We start from the raw sequence: 15,956 nt of genomic DNA on the forward strand, positions 1-15,956 counted from the left end.
TCCTTTCTATATTTAAGATGATGAAGTATTTATATGTCTTCTCTGTATAAAGGTTGACTCATACATCTTGGGCCGCCACGACCACGCACCAATTCACTGCCTGTAATTTCTATCACTTTGACCCCTTTATCTCTTAACAATTGGTTTGAAACGTAGTTACGGTCATATGTTACGACGACACCAGGACGAATGGTTAATGTGTTTGAGCCGTCGTTCCATTGTTCGCGTGCACCATCAATAACATCGCCGTTGCCTGTTGGGATAAATTCAATATGATCCACATGTAAAGCATCTTCTAACGTCGCTTTAAGTTGGCTTGAATGTGAGATTTTAATATCGTTTGTTACTTCATCTTTTTCGATTGTAAAAATATTCATATGATTTTCTTCTTTAAAGATAGCCGCATGCATTGTGAATTTGTCATAATCAATCATGGTAAAAACTGTGTCTAAATGCATGAAACTTCGACTATTTGGTATTTCAATCGCTAATACTTTTGTAAAAGTGGATTGCTCATCAAACAAAATTTGACGTGCTAAGCGTTCGATGGCTTGTGCTGAAGTCCGTTCTGATATACCAATAGCCAAGACTTCTTTTGAAAGCACTAACTCGTCTCCACCTTCGATATTGAATGGTGAATTTCGATCCAACCAAACAGGGACATCTGCATCTTTGAAACGTGGGTGATGTTTAAGAATGTAGGTCATAAAGATAGATTCTCTACGACGTGCTCTCCAATACATACGATTAATTGTCACGCCACGTCCGATTGAAGCTTGAGGATCTCTCGTGAAATAAAGGTTTGGCATAGGGTCTAAATAAAATGGATATCTGTCATCCATATATTCAACAAGATGGTTGGTTTCGAGTTGGATTTCTTCTTTACGTACACCTGCCATGATTCTATCTACGAGGTCTTGATCACTTAATGTTTCAAAGAGTGCTTTAATTTCTTTTTCATGACCAAGTACTGTTTTTTGAGATTCAGATAAAATATCATCAATAAATTGATCACGTACCGCTTTATCTGCAATCGCTTCTGCGGCTAATTTTTCGAGGTAAACAACTTCAACGCCTTCATCTCTTAAAACTTGGGCAAACTTGTCGTGTTCTTCTTGTGCGACTTTCAAGTAAGGAATATCGTCAAATAATAAGCCACTGAGATGATCAGGCACAAGATTTTCTAATTCTTTGCCTGGTCGCTTGAGTAAAACGGTTTTTAATCTGCCAATTTCACTATTCACTTGGATGGGTCCTTTTTCCATTGTTATGCCTCCTTTAATTGATTACACCCAGATTATAAAGCGCTTTCAGTTATTGAGTTGTGAATGTTTTCTCAATTGATATGTCTAAAACTTCATGTAAATGATTTATTCAATACATAAAATTGATAGATTATGCATGCCGAGTACTAGAATAGTTCATACGGATGAATAATCATTGAATATGACACGAAGTACGCAATGAAAGATGGTGCTTCATTCAATATGATGTATGGATATCCAGTCGACTAGGTGGGTGCGTCTGATGAACAAGAAAAAGGGGGTTTTGAGAGGTGCCAAAAAGTTCACATCTGAGAATAAAATATTTTGTTATGATAATGATGTGTATGGTTGTCTGACTGACCTATCATCAGATTAAGGAGTTTAAAAGTATGAAGAAGAGTAAGAGATTAGACTTAGTATCGATGGTTGTAAAGGAACACGATATTCATACGAAAGCAGAAATTGTAGATTATATTGAACAGCATTTTGGAATCCGATATAGTCTTGCCACGATTAGTCGAGATTTAAATGAGTTGAAGATTTATAAAATGCCATCAGAAAACCAACAACGATGCTACAGACAATATAACGAAAATGCACAAAAAGAAGCGAAAGCAAGACTCATTGATTTGTATCAAGAGGAGATTATTTCGCTTAGTATTAAAGATACGTACTTAATTATTAAAACGTCACCTGGCTTTGCGCAAACGGTGAATTTTTACATCGATCAAATGAATTTAAAAGAAGTGATTGGTACGGTAGGCGGTAATGATACCATCTTAGTGATTACGCATTCGAATGAACTTTCGAAATTTGTACATTACAAATTGTTCAACCAAACGTATGAAGCGTCGCATGCGAAACACTAACCTTAATATATAGAAAAGTTGTGCAATATTGACTTTTCATGGATTTTACAATAGAATCAGGTAAATTTAGTAAACATCGATGAGACTGCATCGAGGGCGTATAAAGAGGTGACATCCATGAAAAAGTTTTGGAAATGGAGTATTGGCATAGTGGTGCTATTGATTGTCGGGTGGGTAACGTATTTAGGCATTTACCGTAATACATCTATCGCCAATAATCCAAAACATGTCAAGTATATTGATAGCGCAACACCCACGTTATTTTTGCACGGTTACGGCGGGACTGTGAACTCTGAACGGTTTTTAGTAAAACAAGCGGAAAATCAAGGTGTCACGCAAGATGTCATTACCGCGCACGTGGACGAAGCGGGTGAAGTGAAATTAAAAGGACATTTGGATAGTGACACGATTAACCCTATCGTACAAGTCGTATTGAAAGAGAATAAAGAAGAAGAGCCAGATGTGAATGCAGAATGGTTTAAAAATGTATTAGTCGCATTGCAAACAGAGTATCATATTAAAAAATTTAACTTTGTCGGACATTCAATGGCGAATATGACTTTTGCACAATATATGGCGACATACGGTAAAGATACCGCATTACCACAGTTGCAACGTCAAGTGAATATCGCAGGGACGTTTAACGGTGTGTTGCATATGAATGAAGAAGTGAATGAAATTACGCTTGATGCGGAGGGTAAGCCAAGTCGCATGAACCCGCCATACCAAGATTTACGCGTATTGAAAGAGGTCTACAAAGGGAAAAATATTGATGTACTGAATATTTACGGAGACTTAAAAGACGGGACGCACTCTGACGGCAGTGTATCGAATACGTCTTCTCGTTCATTAAAGTATCTACTCGGGGACAGTGCGAAGATGTATCGTGAATCCGAATATGTCGGTCCAAGTGCACAGCATAGTGAATTACATGATAATGAAAAAGTCGCACGTGAACTGATTCAATTTTTGTGGGGCAAATAACTGTGAGACACATTTAGAAACGATGACAACTGAATTAACATGAAACGACCACCGCATGCGTATCAAGCTGTGCATGGTCGTTTTTTAGGATATGTGGATGTATGGAAGGTATGCGCAAAAGGCAGTTCTCGCGCTATATCCATCCTTTGTCATGAGCTTTTTTCCATGCATCGAAGCGGTTGTCTGCTTGGAGTTTGTCAATAATAGTCGACGTATAATTGCGTATTGTTCCATCCGATAAATAAAGGGTTTGTGCAATTTCTTTACTGGTGAGCCCTTTTCCAATTTCTTTCAATACCCATTGTTCTTTATCAGTGAGAGGGTTGCGCTCTGTCACAAGCGAGGTCATTAATGCGTCACTGTATTCTTTTTGACCTGCCATAACACGATGTATCGTCTGAACGAGCTCATCGACAGAACGTTCCTTTAATACATATGCATCGACATCGTGTGCCACCGCTGTTTCAAAGTATCCTGGACGTTTAAATGTAGTGACAATAATGACCTTCACGTCGATGGCTTGTTCACGAATGTGTTGTAATACTTCAAGACCAGTCAATCCAGGCATTTCGACATCTAATATGACAACATCGACAGGCTCTGTTTGGACGGTTTCTAAAGCAGCTTGTCCATTGCCCACATCAGCAACAACATGAATATCGTCGTGAAGTTGCATCAGTTGGATCATTGCTTGACGTAACATCGTTTGATCTTCGGCTAAAACGATACGAATCATCATTGTCCACTCCTCGGTATTAGAATTTGTATGTGTAGTCCCTCATTATTTTCTACATATAATTGCCCTTTTAATACATCGACACGGGCTTGTATGCTTTGTAGATGTATAGGGGACTCGTCTTGAATGCCGCAACCATTATCTTGAATGTCGAGTTGCAAGCCGGTTGTCGTTTCGGATAAAGTCGCGTGAACGGTTGTCGCATCGGCGTGTTTAATAATATTGTTAATCGCTTCACGTAGCACCATGGCGAGTAATGCTTGTTTCGCTGGATTCAACGCGTGTGCGACATGTGCCCCTTCAAAGTGAAATTGTAAATTGGCATCTTGTAACAATGCTTCTACAGATGCGACTTCTTCCGCAAAGGACGCGATTTTCAAGTCGTTAATAATGACACGTATTTGATTGAGTGTCTCCTTTGAAATATCGTTTAGGCTTTGTATTTCAACTTTTGCACGGTTCGGTTCAGTATCAATCAACTTCAGTGCAAGCTCGGATTTTAAGCTTAACGCCGCAAAAACGTGTCCGAGCGTATCATGCAAATCTTGTCCGATTCGGTTACGCTCTTGTTCAGCAATTAAAAAGTTCAACTGCTTATTTTTAGTTTCGAGTTCATGTTGATAATGTGCTTGCTCAATCTTTTTAAAGTTTGCAAACATCATTAAATGAATGGCAGTGAAAAAAATTAACAAGGTGATGATATAGTAAATTTCTGGATAATAAATAAGCGTCACAATGATACAAAGCACCATCGTAGCGATGAAAGTGACATATTCTTTGGACCATAACTTTGCTTTAAAGACGTAAGGAATTGCAAAGGCACTATAAAACAAAAACAGTGCAGTCATAGGATTTAGCGCATATACGAAATAAATCATACCCGCATATTGAAAGACGAGTAACGTATACATCAGACCGTATGACAGTAATGGATGACCCACTACAAGAGCCGTATAGACAATGACAAAGAGACAAGTCACGACGACTAAAATATCGTGACGTCCAAGATGATATGGATTCCATAAGTTAAGTATCGGAAAGAGTAAATAAAGTAAACTGGATAAATTCAGATAATGTAAATCTAATTTTTTAATCATATCGTTTCACTTCTTTGTCGAATATAGAGTGCAAGTGTTAAGAAAATTATACTATATACCAACAATACGATTAAAGATGTCAGTGGAAAAGATTGATGCAAACTCACCGCGTAGGACAACTGTTTAAGGTGATAGGTCGGTGTTGCCAGTGCGAGATGCTGCATCAAGGTCGGAAATTGTGACACTGGAAACCACAGACCACCGAGAATGGCCAGTGCTAAATACAAAATGTTGCCAATACCACTCGCTTTTTGGACATCATTCACCTGTGCAAGTAGTGCCCCCATACTCAACATGAGACTCGCGCCACACCAGATTAAAACCCCTGAACCAACCCATTGCGTCCATTGCATTTGTACGCCTTTAAACTGTGCAGCTACCGTAAAAATAATGACAATCGACAACGCAAATTGACACATCGTTTTACCCATTTTTACACTGATGTAGTGCGCTGGCGTGAGTGGCGTACGCATGAGTCGCTTATACCAGCCACGTTTACGTTCGTCAATGATGTCAAAAGGGAAAGAAAACAAGCAAAAACTCATTAAACTAAATGTCGTCATACTGTACATATATTCTTGATTAAACTTTGCCATGATAGGTTGAGGTAGGTCAAGAATGGATGTAAATATTAAATAGAATGCGACTGGCAGTAGAACGGCAAGTACAAAGCGTGTTTTGTGTCGTGTGAGTAGGCGGAGTTCTGTCAAAAAATAATGCTTAATCATTGTGATGCCCCTCCTTTGTGTTGATTAAATATGATATCGAGCAGTGAATGGTGATGTATTTCGATATGCTGCAAAGGAATATTGAGTGCGAGTAACTCGATTAACGTTTGTTGCACATCTGCTGTTTCCATTTGAAGTTGCCCATCGTGAATCGGCATGATTTTGACATCAGTTAATTGTGATATGACTGCTTCGGCTGGTGGTGTCGGTAATGTGATGATGGAATGTCCTTGTTCACGTTTAATGTTTTGAGGTGTATCGTCCATCACTAAACGTCCTTGATTAAGGACAATGACACAATCAGCCATTTGTTCTACTTCTTCAATGTAATGAGACGTATACAAAATCGTACGTCCATCCGCTTTCAACTTGCTAATCATAGACCAAAAGTGTTGACGCATTTCGACATCCATTGCACTCGTCGGTTCGTCTAAAATAAGACATTGCGGTTGGCCGACAAGTGTTAACGCAAAGTCGAGAATGCGTTGTTGTCCCCCTGAAAGTTGAGTCGCAAATTGTTGGAGCTGTTTTTCTGTAAACTGTGTGATGGCTACCCATTCCTCAAAAGGGAGTGGCGATGGATAACAATGTGCAAACAAGTGATACAGTTCAATGACTTTCATGCGCTCTGGAAAACGACTTTGTTGAAACAATACGCCTAACCGTTCAGAGGTTAAAAGATGGTCAGGATCTTCAATCGTGCCTTGTACAGGATGACGGTCACCGATGATCATATCAATAAGCGTGGTTTTTCCAGAGCCATTCGGACCAATAAGCGCTGTACATTGGCCGGCATGAATTTGAAAAGAAACGTCATTCACAACAGGTTTTTGGTGATATGTTTGGGTTAAGTGGGCTATGCGAATCATACAAGTCACATCCTTTAGTCAGGTTATGTTTATTGTATGTCTGTAGTTGATAGCGTAGTAGTGAAGTTTGTCACGAGATTCATATGACATTTGTCACTATTTTGGAGTGAAAGCGAGGTTCAAATAATAAGGACAAATCGTAGGAAAGGAGATGGGACACAAAAATTTTTGATGCTATTGATGTAGTATTTTTGTTTAACTTGCTCTCCCTATGATTTGTGTGTGTTTTTGATTGCCCTCATGGCTGCCCTTTCTAGGGGCTAACTCTCCAACTCAATTCGTCTTGATTGAAGCATACATGAGATGGAAGACGAATTGGATTTTAGGCGCAATACAGAAATCTCATGTGCAACAAAGATTTCGTAGTACTGCCCCCGCAAGACTGACTAGACTTCTCAAAAGCATCCGTATTGAGAAGTCAGACAGCTACTGCGATAAACAGGAGCCACTATCAAAGTGACTAGATGTGATGTGGTATTTTCACTTTCCCCTTAGGAGTGTCAGCCTTCTGGGCAATCTTACATTCAATATAGTGAAACTGAGGGCAAGTTGATAAAATCAAGAAAACAATAGCATCGATTTTTTGTATCCCATTCACCCTCATTTTCGGACTGCTTTAAAATCATTAATGAATCATAAATCTATGAATGAATGGATTGAGGCTGGGAAAACTTAATGTCCCAGCCCCATTCCTACGATTTGTCAAGGGTTCAATAAGTGAAATTGACATTACTGAACTAGACCGTCCAATTTTTACTTTTTTGAATAAGGTGTTATGATGTATATGATTATGTGGTTTCGTTAGTGTGGTGCTTTCTGATAATCATATAATTTATCATTGACTATCAAGTAGTGAATGGTCTTTAATAAGCGATTGATACTCGCTATTACGGCAGTCTTGTGGGGTTTCCCATGAGGCTGCTCTCTTAATTTATAATAATAATCCACAATATGGCTTTGATAATGATTTCTTCCCCTAAGAATGTTCATAGTGATTAAATACAATAAACGCCTTGCTTTTTTATTTCCTCTTTTATTAATCGTATCTCGACTCTTTGAAGTTCCTGATTGGTAACGTTTAATATCAATGCCTACAAATGCATTCAGTTGTTTATTTGTTTTGAATTCTCTAATATCTCCAAGTTCCCCAATAAGCAATGTAGCTGTGAGTTCTCCGATGCCAGGAATTGAAATAATATTTTCAAACTCAGTTGTATTTTTAGCTAAATCAATCATTTCCTGATTAAATGCTTTCATTTCTTCTATCCCAATAAGCAGTTTGTCGCATAAGTATTGGACTTTTTGTAGGAGGAAAGAAGACTTGCGCACATTCGGAAAACTATTATTCTTTATTTCAATTAATTTTTTGGCATACTTGTGCGCTTTTTTAATTGAAATGCCTTTATCAGTTGAATGAAGTACTTTTTCCACCAATTCATCATGAGTCAAAATACTTACATAATCAGGATGAGGAAATGCTTTAGCTATATTTAATGCGATTTTTGAATATCTGTTAGTAAATAACTTTTCTAACCCTGGAAATGTTTGATGTAGTGTTTCGACTAACTCAACTTTGAGACAATTTTGGTTGATCTCCATTTCTAAGTGAAAGCGCGCACGTTCTCTCAGTTCAAAGTAGATCTCTTCAGGATGACGTTGTACCTTTGAATCTTTCATTCTAAAGGCAAGAAGTGCGAGTTTATGTGCGTCTGACTTATCTGTTTTCCATGATCTTAACGAATTTGTTTTAAACTTGGCTTCTAGGGGGTTCATTTCTAAGTAATTTATTTTGTGAATTTCACAAAAGTGTTTCATACCTCTTGAATAAACACCTGTTGATTCAAAGAGGATAAACAGGGAATCAAGATGCTTGATATAATTTTTAAGATAACGATAGCCATTTTGATTATTTTGAATGACCAATTCTTTAACGAAAACTTCATCCTTATAATGTGCGACCACACTTTCTGACTTACTGATATCAATACCAAAACAGTTAATAAAAATCATACCTTTCTCTATTGAATTGAGAAGATTTTAACTTTACTTAGCCTTTTTCATTTCATTTTCCTATACACGGTTTCTAAAACCCAACATACTTCAATCGAATTTCAAAAGGAGAGTAAAGCTGATCAGTTTACATTACGGATTCAAAGATCCAAGGGACTGCGCGATCTACTTCTCTCTACAACTATAAAAAATAGCTGTGAAGAAATCTATCGTCATAAATTTCTTCACAGCTAATCTTAGTATGTTTGAAATGAGGTCATGTCTCAATCATTGTCGCAAATAGAAATGGGATGTAGAGATCAATTAAAGTTGATCGACAACTAATACTTTAATACCAGAGTACAAGTTATACACTAAGTAATAAAGAGAGCCTACAATTGTAATAATGATGACAATCACGAGTAAAGTTGTCAGCAACGCACCGTTTGTATTGACAATCGCGATGAAACAAGCGAAAGCGATGATGGAAAACACAGTTGGCAAAATGTGATACATCAATGCTTTTTTACCATGTGTTGACACAGGCTGTGGCGCGGCCAACCATACGATAAGTGGAAATAATACCGGCGCAAAAAATACGCTGAAATATGAAAGACAAGCTAATAATTTTTCTGTTGTAGTTGACATTGTGTCAGCCTCCTTTTTGTCATTATAATCATAACTTTCTTTGAATTGAAATGATTATTTTAGAAATCAGAAAAATATAATCATTTTTATTTTCCTCAATATCATGCTAAGTGAACTACTCACCACTTAGCTAAAAACTAAAGGTTCTTAACGCTTGAAGTGGGAGCTTCTTGGGAATAGAGCGTACTTGTAAGTGTATTTCTTTACTAACAGAGGTTTCTCTTATTGACCAAGCTATCCCCGTAGACCCTACGGTTATCGGTCTTTTCTAAGCTAATGTTTGCATTCGTAGCCCTTCGGTCAAAATATTGATGCTCGCGTTTATATCTCGGTCATGGTGAGCATGGCAAATAGGACAAGACCATTCTCGAATTTTGAGATTTTTCTTGCCATCATTATGTCCGCACTCTGAACAGACTTGACTTGATGGAAACCATTTATCAATCTTGACTATTTCACGTCCATACCAGTCAGCTTTGTATTGTAGCTTAATCACAAAGCTAGACCATGACACATCAGAAATGCTTTTAGCCAGTTTATGATTTCGCAACATACCTTTTGTGTTTAAGTCTTCAATACAGATAATATCGTGATTTTTGATAATCTCTGTACTCAACTTGTTTAGAAAGTCAGTGCGTTGATTCATTACCTTTTCATGTAGTCGTGCAACTTTCTGTTTTTGTTTCTGGTAGTTTTTGGCTTCAAAGAGATTGATACCCTTCTTTTTGGCTAACAGGGCACGTCTCGACAACTTACGTTGTTCACGTTTTAGTTTCTGTGCCATTTTCGAAGTGAACTTATTATTATCAATCTTTTGACCGTCAGAAAAAATGGCAAAATGAGTGATTCCAAGGTCAATTCCAATTGCAGAATTAGTTTTAGGAAACTCGACAACTTCTTCTTTGCACAATAAAGAAACATAGTATTTACCGCTTGAACGGCGTGATATTGTAGCTGATTTGATAATACCTTTAGGTTGTCTATGAAGCTTTATTTTAACTGATGACTTCAACTTAGGAACTTTGATGAATTTATTATCAATCAAGGATATTGTGCCATTTTGATTATTAGTGGTATAGCTTTGAACGGGATTCTTCTTACTTTTGAACCGAGGAAATCCAACAGATTTATCTCTAAAGAAATTCTTATATGCCTTGTCTAAATTGAGTTGTGCATTAGCCAAGGCAAGGCTATCTACTTCCTTCAAAAATGGAAATTCATTCTTATATTTAGCTGGTGTCGGGAACTTCATTTTTTTAGAAGAAACATTCTTAGCTTCTTCATAAGCTTTCATTCGTTCATCAAGCATTAGATTGTAGACCTTACGGACACAACCGAAAGACTTAGCGAAGAAAATTTTTTGTTCTTCAGTTGGATAGATTCTAAATTTATATGCTTTGAGTCGTTCCATAAGCTATGCACCTCTCTATTTATGATTATAACCCTCATACCGAACGGCATTCATCACCCACCTATAGAGGATGGGAGACTTCTGCCTGAATTAAGTTAAATTTCTCCTCAAACTCTAATCTTCTCTTATGTTGAAATACATCCAAAGTTGTTTGCTGTTTTTTAAATATGTAAAAAAATATTTGTGATGATATGAAGAGTTTATTCTCAGTTTAAAGTTTCAATTAATAATGCACTTGAAAGCGTTTACTGCCATGGCGGAAATCATTGAAAAGGATTATGCTCTATTTGTTAGCTAGACTAACCTTATTAAGATGGATGTTGCACAGTTTTGATTGGGAATCGTAATTAATTGTGTAATGAACAGTTCAGTGATGCATAGGAGGAGAAAAATGAAAAACACAGTTAAGGTCATTTTATCTGGGGCAGTCGTCGCATCAAGTTTAGCGACTTACGGAAATGTAGCACAAGCAGCCACTCAAGAAGGTCAAGATGTGACAACACAAATTTCACAAAAAGCGAGTGATATTAATCCAGATCATTATATGGACAGTAATTATCATTTACGTAAAACGATTATGGCGTTAGTAGGTGCGGCCGAAAATACTGACAGCAACTACTCTCATAACTATGAATATATTGAAGATATTGGTGATGGAAGGGGCTACACAGCAGGGGTTATCGGTTTTACAACGGGTACGGATGATATGGTCCATCTTGTAGCACATTACAACAAGCTGAATCCCAATAACCCATTGAAACCATATGAAAGTGCATTGAAAAAACTTGCGCAAGAAGGGTCGGACTCTCATGAAGGATTAGACGGCTTTGAGGAAGCTTGGAAAGATGCAAATCAAAATGACAGAGATAACTTTGTGAAAGCGCAAAATTACGTTTTGAAAAAGGACTATATGGATAAGGCTGTGAGTGCGGCTAAAGAGGATGGATTATCACAATTAGGTCAATACATTTATTTTGATGCCATTGTTAAACACGGTCCAGGTGAATTCAAAAAAGGCGGTTATCATGAAAAAGACCCTGCTGAATGGAGCTTTGATGAATTACGTGAAAAGGCTATTGAAGAAAGTGGGGACAAATCGCCAAAACAAGGTGCAGATGAAGCGGACTTTTTAAACCACTTTATAGATGGACGTTTCACAGCGACACAAAAAGAAAATGAAGACAACAATAGTGATGATACGAATGTATTCGATCGCTTGAAAGTACAACAACAGTTCATTAAAGATCAAAACTTCGACTTAAACCTACCATTAGATTTCAAGATGAACGAAGAATCATTCCATTTAGATGAAGATGCAATCAGTCACTACAATGACCAAGACGTAGATTTTGAGCATGCATAATGAATGAAGGAAAGGTGATTGGATGAAAAAACGTGTAATCAGTTCAATTTTAGCCGCAACGACATTGATGACGCTTGCTTTACCAACACATCACGCCAATGCTGAAGAGATGAGTCAGCTTAAAACGGCAGGTAAAGCGATTCAAAAAGATGGAAAAGCGTTTCAACTTAAAGGTGTGAATGCAGGAAATGCGTTTACGACTGAAGGTTATTTAGGTGGTATTACAGGTGACCAGTATAAGGATTTTCCGAAACCCTATCAACATTTATCGTATAAAGCATTGAAAGATAAAATGGATGATGAATTTGGTCCTGATGAAGCGAGAAAAAAACTGAATACTTATGCAGACAATCATTGGAAAGATGAAGATTTTCAACGCGTAAAAGATATGGGAATGAATACAATTCGTTTGCCTTTGAACTATATTAACATCACTAATTATCAAAAAGGGATGAACCCAGACGATGTAAAAGTCGAAGCGGATTCATTTGATACGGTGGATAAATTTGTAAAAAAAGCGAAAGCACACGGGTTGTACGTTATCCTCGACTTCCACGGTGTACCTCAATCTCAAAATGCAGCGGAACACTCAGCTGATACGAACGGTGGCAACGAAGGCTATGGCGGCTTTTGGGAAGATAATAATGCACAAGGTAAAGCAAAAGAAATTTTATATCAAATGGCAGATCACTACAAAAATGAAAGTGCGATTGCCGGTTATGACATTTTAAATGAACCTAAAGGCGTGACACCTAAAAATAAGGATGATGGTAAGAGTGATGACCAAGTTCACGCATTTTATAAAGATGCCATTCAGTCGATTCGTGATACAGGTGACAAACATATTATCTTTTTAGAAGCGGTGTGGGACCCTCAAAATATGAAAGAGCCTTCTTATTATCATGATTCAGCCGACAGTCTTGTCTATGAATACCACAATTACGCGACTCAATTTGATGAAAGTGTCCAAGCATCATTTGATAAGAAGTTAGATAGTATCGAAAACAGTGATTTTGATGTACCAAGTTATTTAGGTGAATTCAACATTCAATCTATGGACGGTGGACCTGGCGTTAAACCGGGTGACCTTGAATATATTATGAATAAAGTGAACCATAATCATTTATCGTGGACATTTTGGAACAATGATGCACAAGGTGATGGTAATTGGGGCGTCTTCAATTATGACCATATGAATGAAGACCCAAACAGTCCAGACTTTGGTGAAAAAGAGGACGTGCAAAAAAATGGTGATATTTACAACACTTTAAAAGACGCTGCACAGTAAGAAAAGTACACGCCAATTCAATCAGCTAAGCAAGACACATGGGGCTAGGGCATGAAGTTGTCCAGCCTCTTATTTGGTGTAAGGATAAAGGGCGCATACCTAACCTCAAACGTGCAAATGAACAATAATATTTCAAATGCATATACATAAAACAGCGAAAAAAATAACCTAGAAACTGTTTTAAGAAAGGAAATTAAGCCACACCTAAATATAAAACAATACGTTGATTAACGATAGGAGCTTGACTTTAACAAGGAACGGCGTAATATCTATTGTATAAAAGTATTATAGCATACGTTATTATTTAATTAATAAAAAGGGAGAAAGGTGTGGTTAAAATGCTTAAAGGTATGACGACTATGGCACTGTCTGCTGTGATGACACTCACTTCATTATGCTTTGCAACTTCGAGTTACGCAAGTACTTTATTGGGAACAACGACTTTAGCTGCTTCATCTACCGCCCCTACTGCAATACAACAACCTCAACATGTACCGACTCATAAAAGTTTGATGTCCCAAAGTCAGCAAGAGCCACCTCAGTCATTATCACAAGACAGGGCACCCATTCCTTATCCTGATGTGAATCAATATATTATCAAAAACCATATTCAACATTCCCCAGTTGTCAAAGATACACGAATGAATACACTCCCTAAAATTCCGTATAAATATGGCACGTATATCGGTATCGTCATTCATGAAGTCGGTGAAGATTATCGTACGTTACAACAATGGGTCGATCGAATGTACGCCACCTATAATACTGCTTTTGTCCACGCGTTTGTAGATGCAAATCAAATTCATATTACAGCGCCATCGAACTATATCGCTTGGGGTGCAGGTAAACAAGCCAACCCTTACTTCTATCATATTGAACTCGTCCGGCTGTATAGCTTTGATGACTTTGCAAGGTCGGTAAATAACCAAGCATGGCTCGCAGCATACATGTTGAAACAGCAAAATATTGAACCAACACTCGCCGACGATCAAGAAGGGGTAGGTTCGATTATTAGTCATAACGCCGTTTCGAGATATTGGGGTGGCACAACGCATACAGATCCTATCGCTTATTTTAATAGATGGAATTACAACATGGAAAAATTCTTTGAGTTAGTGAAATATCATTATGATCAAATGGAAGATTACGAAGTTGTGACTGACAAAGAATAATGAGAATAAGAAGAGTGGGCTAGGAAAACGTAATGGTGTCCTAGCCCATGTTTCATTGAAGTTCGGATTGATGTTTATAAAAGTAAAGTTGACGGGCACCTTCAATCGTCATCATCCAAACGATATGTCCGAATAACTCAGATAAATGCTCATGGAAAGGTTGATTCCATGGTGCAGGAACGGTGTGCGTCAGTGGCATTAAAATCAAATGGAAGAACACCCAAACGACCACCCCGAAAACAGCCCCATACCCCATAGCGACAGCTGCGTACTTTTTCACTAACATGCAGTAAATGACAGCAATAACAATAGAAAAACTAAAATGTACGATAAAACTTACCCAAGGCATCGTCATTTGTGAAAATGTATAAGTTTGATGTGTAAAGTCATGACTAAATCCGAATTGTTGTAATAGCTCTTGTGGTGGATTTGTCGCATTTCTTTCTGGCGTACGCGGTGGAAACATGACTTCCCAACCGAGTTTAACGATTCCAGATAATATACCTCCAATAATACCTGTAAAGAGTAACATGCCCCATTGTCGTTGTCTCAATATCAGGACCTCCTTGTTGTATCAGATATTCAAAGTATAGTTGTATGTGAAAAATTTATCAATATATTATTTAAGAATACTTTTGAACATTTGATGGCGAAAAATGGCGTGAAATGCAGGATTCAATTGAGTTTGTGACCAGGAACTATAACGAGAAAGTATGGAGATAACTGCAGTGCTGTGTGATTCGCATTAGGGGATTTTACCTTTAGAGCTCATCGATATTGTTGGACTATACAACGCAAACAAGACGGAGCCCTGAACGAATGTGTTGTAAGTAGATTGGAAAAATGACTATCTAAAGGAGAATTAAGATGAAAAATATGGTATTTATATGTGGTAGCTTGAGGAAAAATTCTTACAATCGTATTTATATGGAGAAAATGATGCAACAAGTCCCTGAAAATTGGAATATTAAGGAAGTATCATTTAAAGATGTTCCCGTATACAACTTTGACCTTGAAGGCGATCAAGAGCCAGCAGCTGTAACAGAATTTCGTGATGCATTAGGCGAAGCAGACGGAATTGTCATCGTTACACCAGAGTACAATACAGGTACACCAGGTCCATTGAAAAATGCGATTGATTGGGCATCTCGTATTAAAAATAAAGGGGACCGTTCACCATTAATCGACCGTCCATTTGCGATTGCAGGTTGTTCACCAGGTGCAACAGGTTCTGCATTGTCTCAAGCACAATTAAGACAAACATTAACTGCGATGAATGCGCATATTATGCCAGGACCCAAATTGATTGTTGGACGCGTGCATGAATTGATTACAGATGCAGGGACAATTGAAGACGAGCGTACAATTTCTTATATGAAACGTTTTGTAAATGCGTTCGATGCGTATATTGATCGTTTAAATTAATATATATAAAAGTTCATGGTAGTGATGGCTATCATGAGCTTTTTTATTGATGTTCGTAGTTATAAGGAAAGAAAAGTGAACAGGTTATACATACCACAGATGCGTACAGGGC

15 protein-coding genes are annotated in these 15,956 nt (G+C 37.7%); 6 read left to right on the top strand and 9 right to left on the bottom strand.

What is annotated here, in order from left to right; genetic code table 11:
- Positions 1 to 29: 29 nt before the first annotated feature.
- Positions 30 to 1,265, bottom strand: coding sequence for an arginine deiminase (arcA, locus tag GZH82_RS00795; RefSeq protein ID WP_162680881.1), 1,236 nt, complete (start codon positions 1,263 to 1,265; stop codon positions 30 to 32).
- Positions 1,266 to 1,654: 389 nt separating this feature from the next.
- Between arcA and GZH82_RS00800 the strand changes: the two genes are divergently transcribed.
- Both GZH82_RS00800 and GZH82_RS00805 read left to right on the top strand, forming a co-directional pair.
- Positions 1,655 to 2,134, top strand: a complete 480-nt coding sequence (locus GZH82_RS00800; RefSeq protein WP_162680882.1) for an arginine repressor — start codon at positions 1,655 to 1,657, stop codon at positions 2,132 to 2,134.
- 117 nt (positions 2,135 to 2,251) lie between these two features.
- Positions 2,252 to 3,118, top strand: a complete 867-nt coding sequence (locus GZH82_RS00805; RefSeq protein ID WP_162680883.1) for an alpha/beta hydrolase — start codon at positions 2,252 to 2,254, stop codon at positions 3,116 to 3,118.
- A gap of 133 nt (positions 3,119 to 3,251) precedes the next feature.
- Here GZH82_RS00805 and GZH82_RS00810 read toward each other — a convergent pair whose 3' ends face one another.
- The 7 genes from GZH82_RS00810 to tnpB all read right to left on the bottom strand — a co-directional run bounded on the left by GZH82_RS00810 (position 3,252) and on the right by tnpB (position 10,596).
- Positions 3,252 to 3,854, bottom strand: a complete 603-nt coding sequence (locus GZH82_RS00810) for a response regulator transcription factor (RefSeq protein ID WP_162680884.1) — start codon at positions 3,852 to 3,854, stop codon at positions 3,252 to 3,254.
- Entirely contained in the window at positions 3,854 to 4,951 is a 1,098-nt protein-coding gene (locus GZH82_RS00815) for a sensor histidine kinase (RefSeq protein ID WP_162680885.1), read from the bottom strand. Before GZH82_RS00815 ends, GZH82_RS00810 begins: the two co-directional genes overlap by 1 nt.
- Positions 4,948 to 5,679, bottom strand: a complete 732-nt coding sequence (locus tag GZH82_RS00820; protein WP_162680886.1) for an ABC transporter permease — start codon at positions 5,677 to 5,679, stop codon at positions 4,948 to 4,950. The genes GZH82_RS00815 and GZH82_RS00820 overlap by 4 nt, the downstream gene beginning before the upstream one ends.
- Positions 5,676 to 6,548: an ABC transporter ATP-binding protein gene (locus GZH82_RS00825; protein ID WP_162680887.1), complete on the bottom strand. Its 873-nt coding sequence runs from the start codon at positions 6,546 to 6,548 to the stop codon at positions 5,676 to 5,678. Before GZH82_RS00825 ends, GZH82_RS00820 begins: the two co-directional genes overlap by 4 nt.
- Positions 6,549 to 7,349: 801 nt before the next feature.
- Positions 7,350 to 8,549: an IS110 family RNA-guided transposase gene (locus GZH82_RS00830; RefSeq protein WP_343236280.1), complete on the bottom strand. Its 1,200-nt coding sequence runs from the start codon at positions 8,547 to 8,549 to the stop codon at positions 7,350 to 7,352.
- Between the two features lie 312 nt (positions 8,550 to 8,861).
- Positions 8,862 to 9,185, bottom strand: a complete 324-nt coding sequence (locus GZH82_RS00835; protein WP_162680889.1) for a magnetosome magnetite crystal formation protein family — start codon at positions 9,183 to 9,185, stop codon at positions 8,862 to 8,864.
- A gap of 268 nt (positions 9,186 to 9,453) precedes the next feature.
- Positions 9,454 to 10,596, bottom strand: a complete 1,143-nt coding sequence (gene tnpB / locus GZH82_RS00840) for an IS200/IS605 family element RNA-guided endonuclease TnpB (RefSeq protein ID WP_162680890.1) — start codon at positions 10,594 to 10,596, stop codon at positions 9,454 to 9,456.
- A 391-nt stretch (positions 10,597 to 10,987) separates the two neighbouring features.
- Here tnpB and GZH82_RS00845 point away from each other — a divergent pair, with 391 nt between their 5' ends.
- From GZH82_RS00845 to GZH82_RS00855, 3 genes are all read left to right on the top strand, one after another.
- Positions 10,988 to 11,959 carry a chitosanase gene (locus tag GZH82_RS00845; protein WP_162680891.1) on the top strand — a complete coding sequence of 324 codons (972 nt, stop codon included), beginning with the start codon at positions 10,988 to 10,990 and terminating at the stop codon, positions 11,957 to 11,959.
- A gap of 22 nt (positions 11,960 to 11,981) precedes the next feature.
- Positions 11,982 to 13,247: a glycoside hydrolase family 5 protein gene (locus tag GZH82_RS00850; RefSeq protein ID WP_162680892.1), complete on the top strand. Its 1,266-nt coding sequence runs from the start codon at positions 11,982 to 11,984 to the stop codon at positions 13,245 to 13,247.
- A gap of 338 nt (positions 13,248 to 13,585) precedes the next feature.
- Positions 13,586 to 14,419: a peptidoglycan recognition protein family protein gene (locus GZH82_RS00855; protein WP_162680893.1), complete on the top strand. Its 834-nt coding sequence runs from the start codon at positions 13,586 to 13,588 to the stop codon at positions 14,417 to 14,419.
- A gap of 52 nt (positions 14,420 to 14,471) precedes the next feature.
- Here the strand turns inward: GZH82_RS00855 and GZH82_RS00860 are convergent, their stop codons facing one another.
- A complete protein-coding gene (locus GZH82_RS00860) occupies positions 14,472 to 14,951 on the bottom strand; it encodes a YagU family protein (RefSeq protein ID WP_162682965.1) in 480 nt (159 codons plus the stop codon).
- 335 nt (positions 14,952 to 15,286) lie between these two features.
- Between GZH82_RS00860 and GZH82_RS00865 the strand changes: the two genes are divergently transcribed.
- Positions 15,287 to 15,844 (top strand): NADPH-dependent FMN reductase, encoded by a 558-nt coding sequence (locus GZH82_RS00865; RefSeq protein WP_162680894.1) that lies wholly within the window; start codon positions 15,287 to 15,289, stop codon positions 15,842 to 15,844.
- Positions 15,845 to 15,956 lie beyond the last annotated feature (112 nt).

This window comes from Staphylococcus sp. MI 10-1553 (genome assembly GCF_010365305.1).
Classification (GTDB): domain Bacteria; phylum Bacillota; class Bacilli; order Staphylococcales; family Staphylococcaceae; genus Staphylococcus.

Bases quoted from the DNA above. Each gene is read 5' to 3' on its own strand.
- arcA (WP_162680881.1), bottom strand. From the start codon at position 1,265: ATGGAAAAAGGACCCATCCAAGTGAATAGTGAAATTGGCAGATTAAAA.
- GZH82_RS00800 (WP_162680882.1), top strand. From the start codon at position 1,655: ATGAAGAAGAGTAAGAGATTAGACTTAGTATCGATGGTTGTAAAGGAA.
- GZH82_RS00805 (WP_162680883.1), top strand. From the start codon at position 2,252: ATGAAAAAGTTTTGGAAATGGAGTATTGGCATAGTGGTGCTATTGATT.
- GZH82_RS00810 (WP_162680884.1), bottom strand. From the start codon at position 3,854: ATGATTCGTATCGTTTTAGCCGAAGATCAAACGATGTTACGTCAAGCA.
- GZH82_RS00815 (WP_162680885.1), bottom strand. From the start codon at position 4,951: ATGATTAAAAAATTAGATTTACATTATCTGAATTTATCCAGTTTACTT.
- GZH82_RS00820 (WP_162680886.1), bottom strand. From the start codon at position 5,679: ATGATTAAGCATTATTTTTTGACAGAACTCCGCCTACTCACACGACAC.
- GZH82_RS00825 (WP_162680887.1), bottom strand. From the start codon at position 6,548: ATGATTCGCATAGCCCACTTAACCCAAACATATCACCAAAAACCTGTT.
- GZH82_RS00835 (WP_162680889.1), bottom strand. From the start codon at position 9,185: ATGTCAACTACAACAGAAAAATTATTAGCTTGTCTTTCATATTTCAGC.
- tnpB (WP_162680890.1), bottom strand. From the start codon at position 10,596: ATGGAACGACTCAAAGCATATAAATTTAGAATCTATCCAACTGAAGAA.
- GZH82_RS00845 (WP_162680891.1), top strand. From the start codon at position 10,988: ATGAAAAACACAGTTAAGGTCATTTTATCTGGGGCAGTCGTCGCATCA.
- GZH82_RS00850 (WP_162680892.1), top strand. From the start codon at position 11,982: ATGAAAAAACGTGTAATCAGTTCAATTTTAGCCGCAACGACATTGATG.
- GZH82_RS00855 (WP_162680893.1), top strand. From the start codon at position 13,586: ATGCTTAAAGGTATGACGACTATGGCACTGTCTGCTGTGATGACACTC.
- GZH82_RS00860 (WP_162682965.1), bottom strand. From the start codon at position 14,951: ATGTTACTCTTTACAGGTATTATTGGAGGTATATTATCTGGAATCGTT.
- GZH82_RS00865 (WP_162680894.1), top strand. From the start codon at position 15,287: ATGAAAAATATGGTATTTATATGTGGTAGCTTGAGGAAAAATTCTTAC.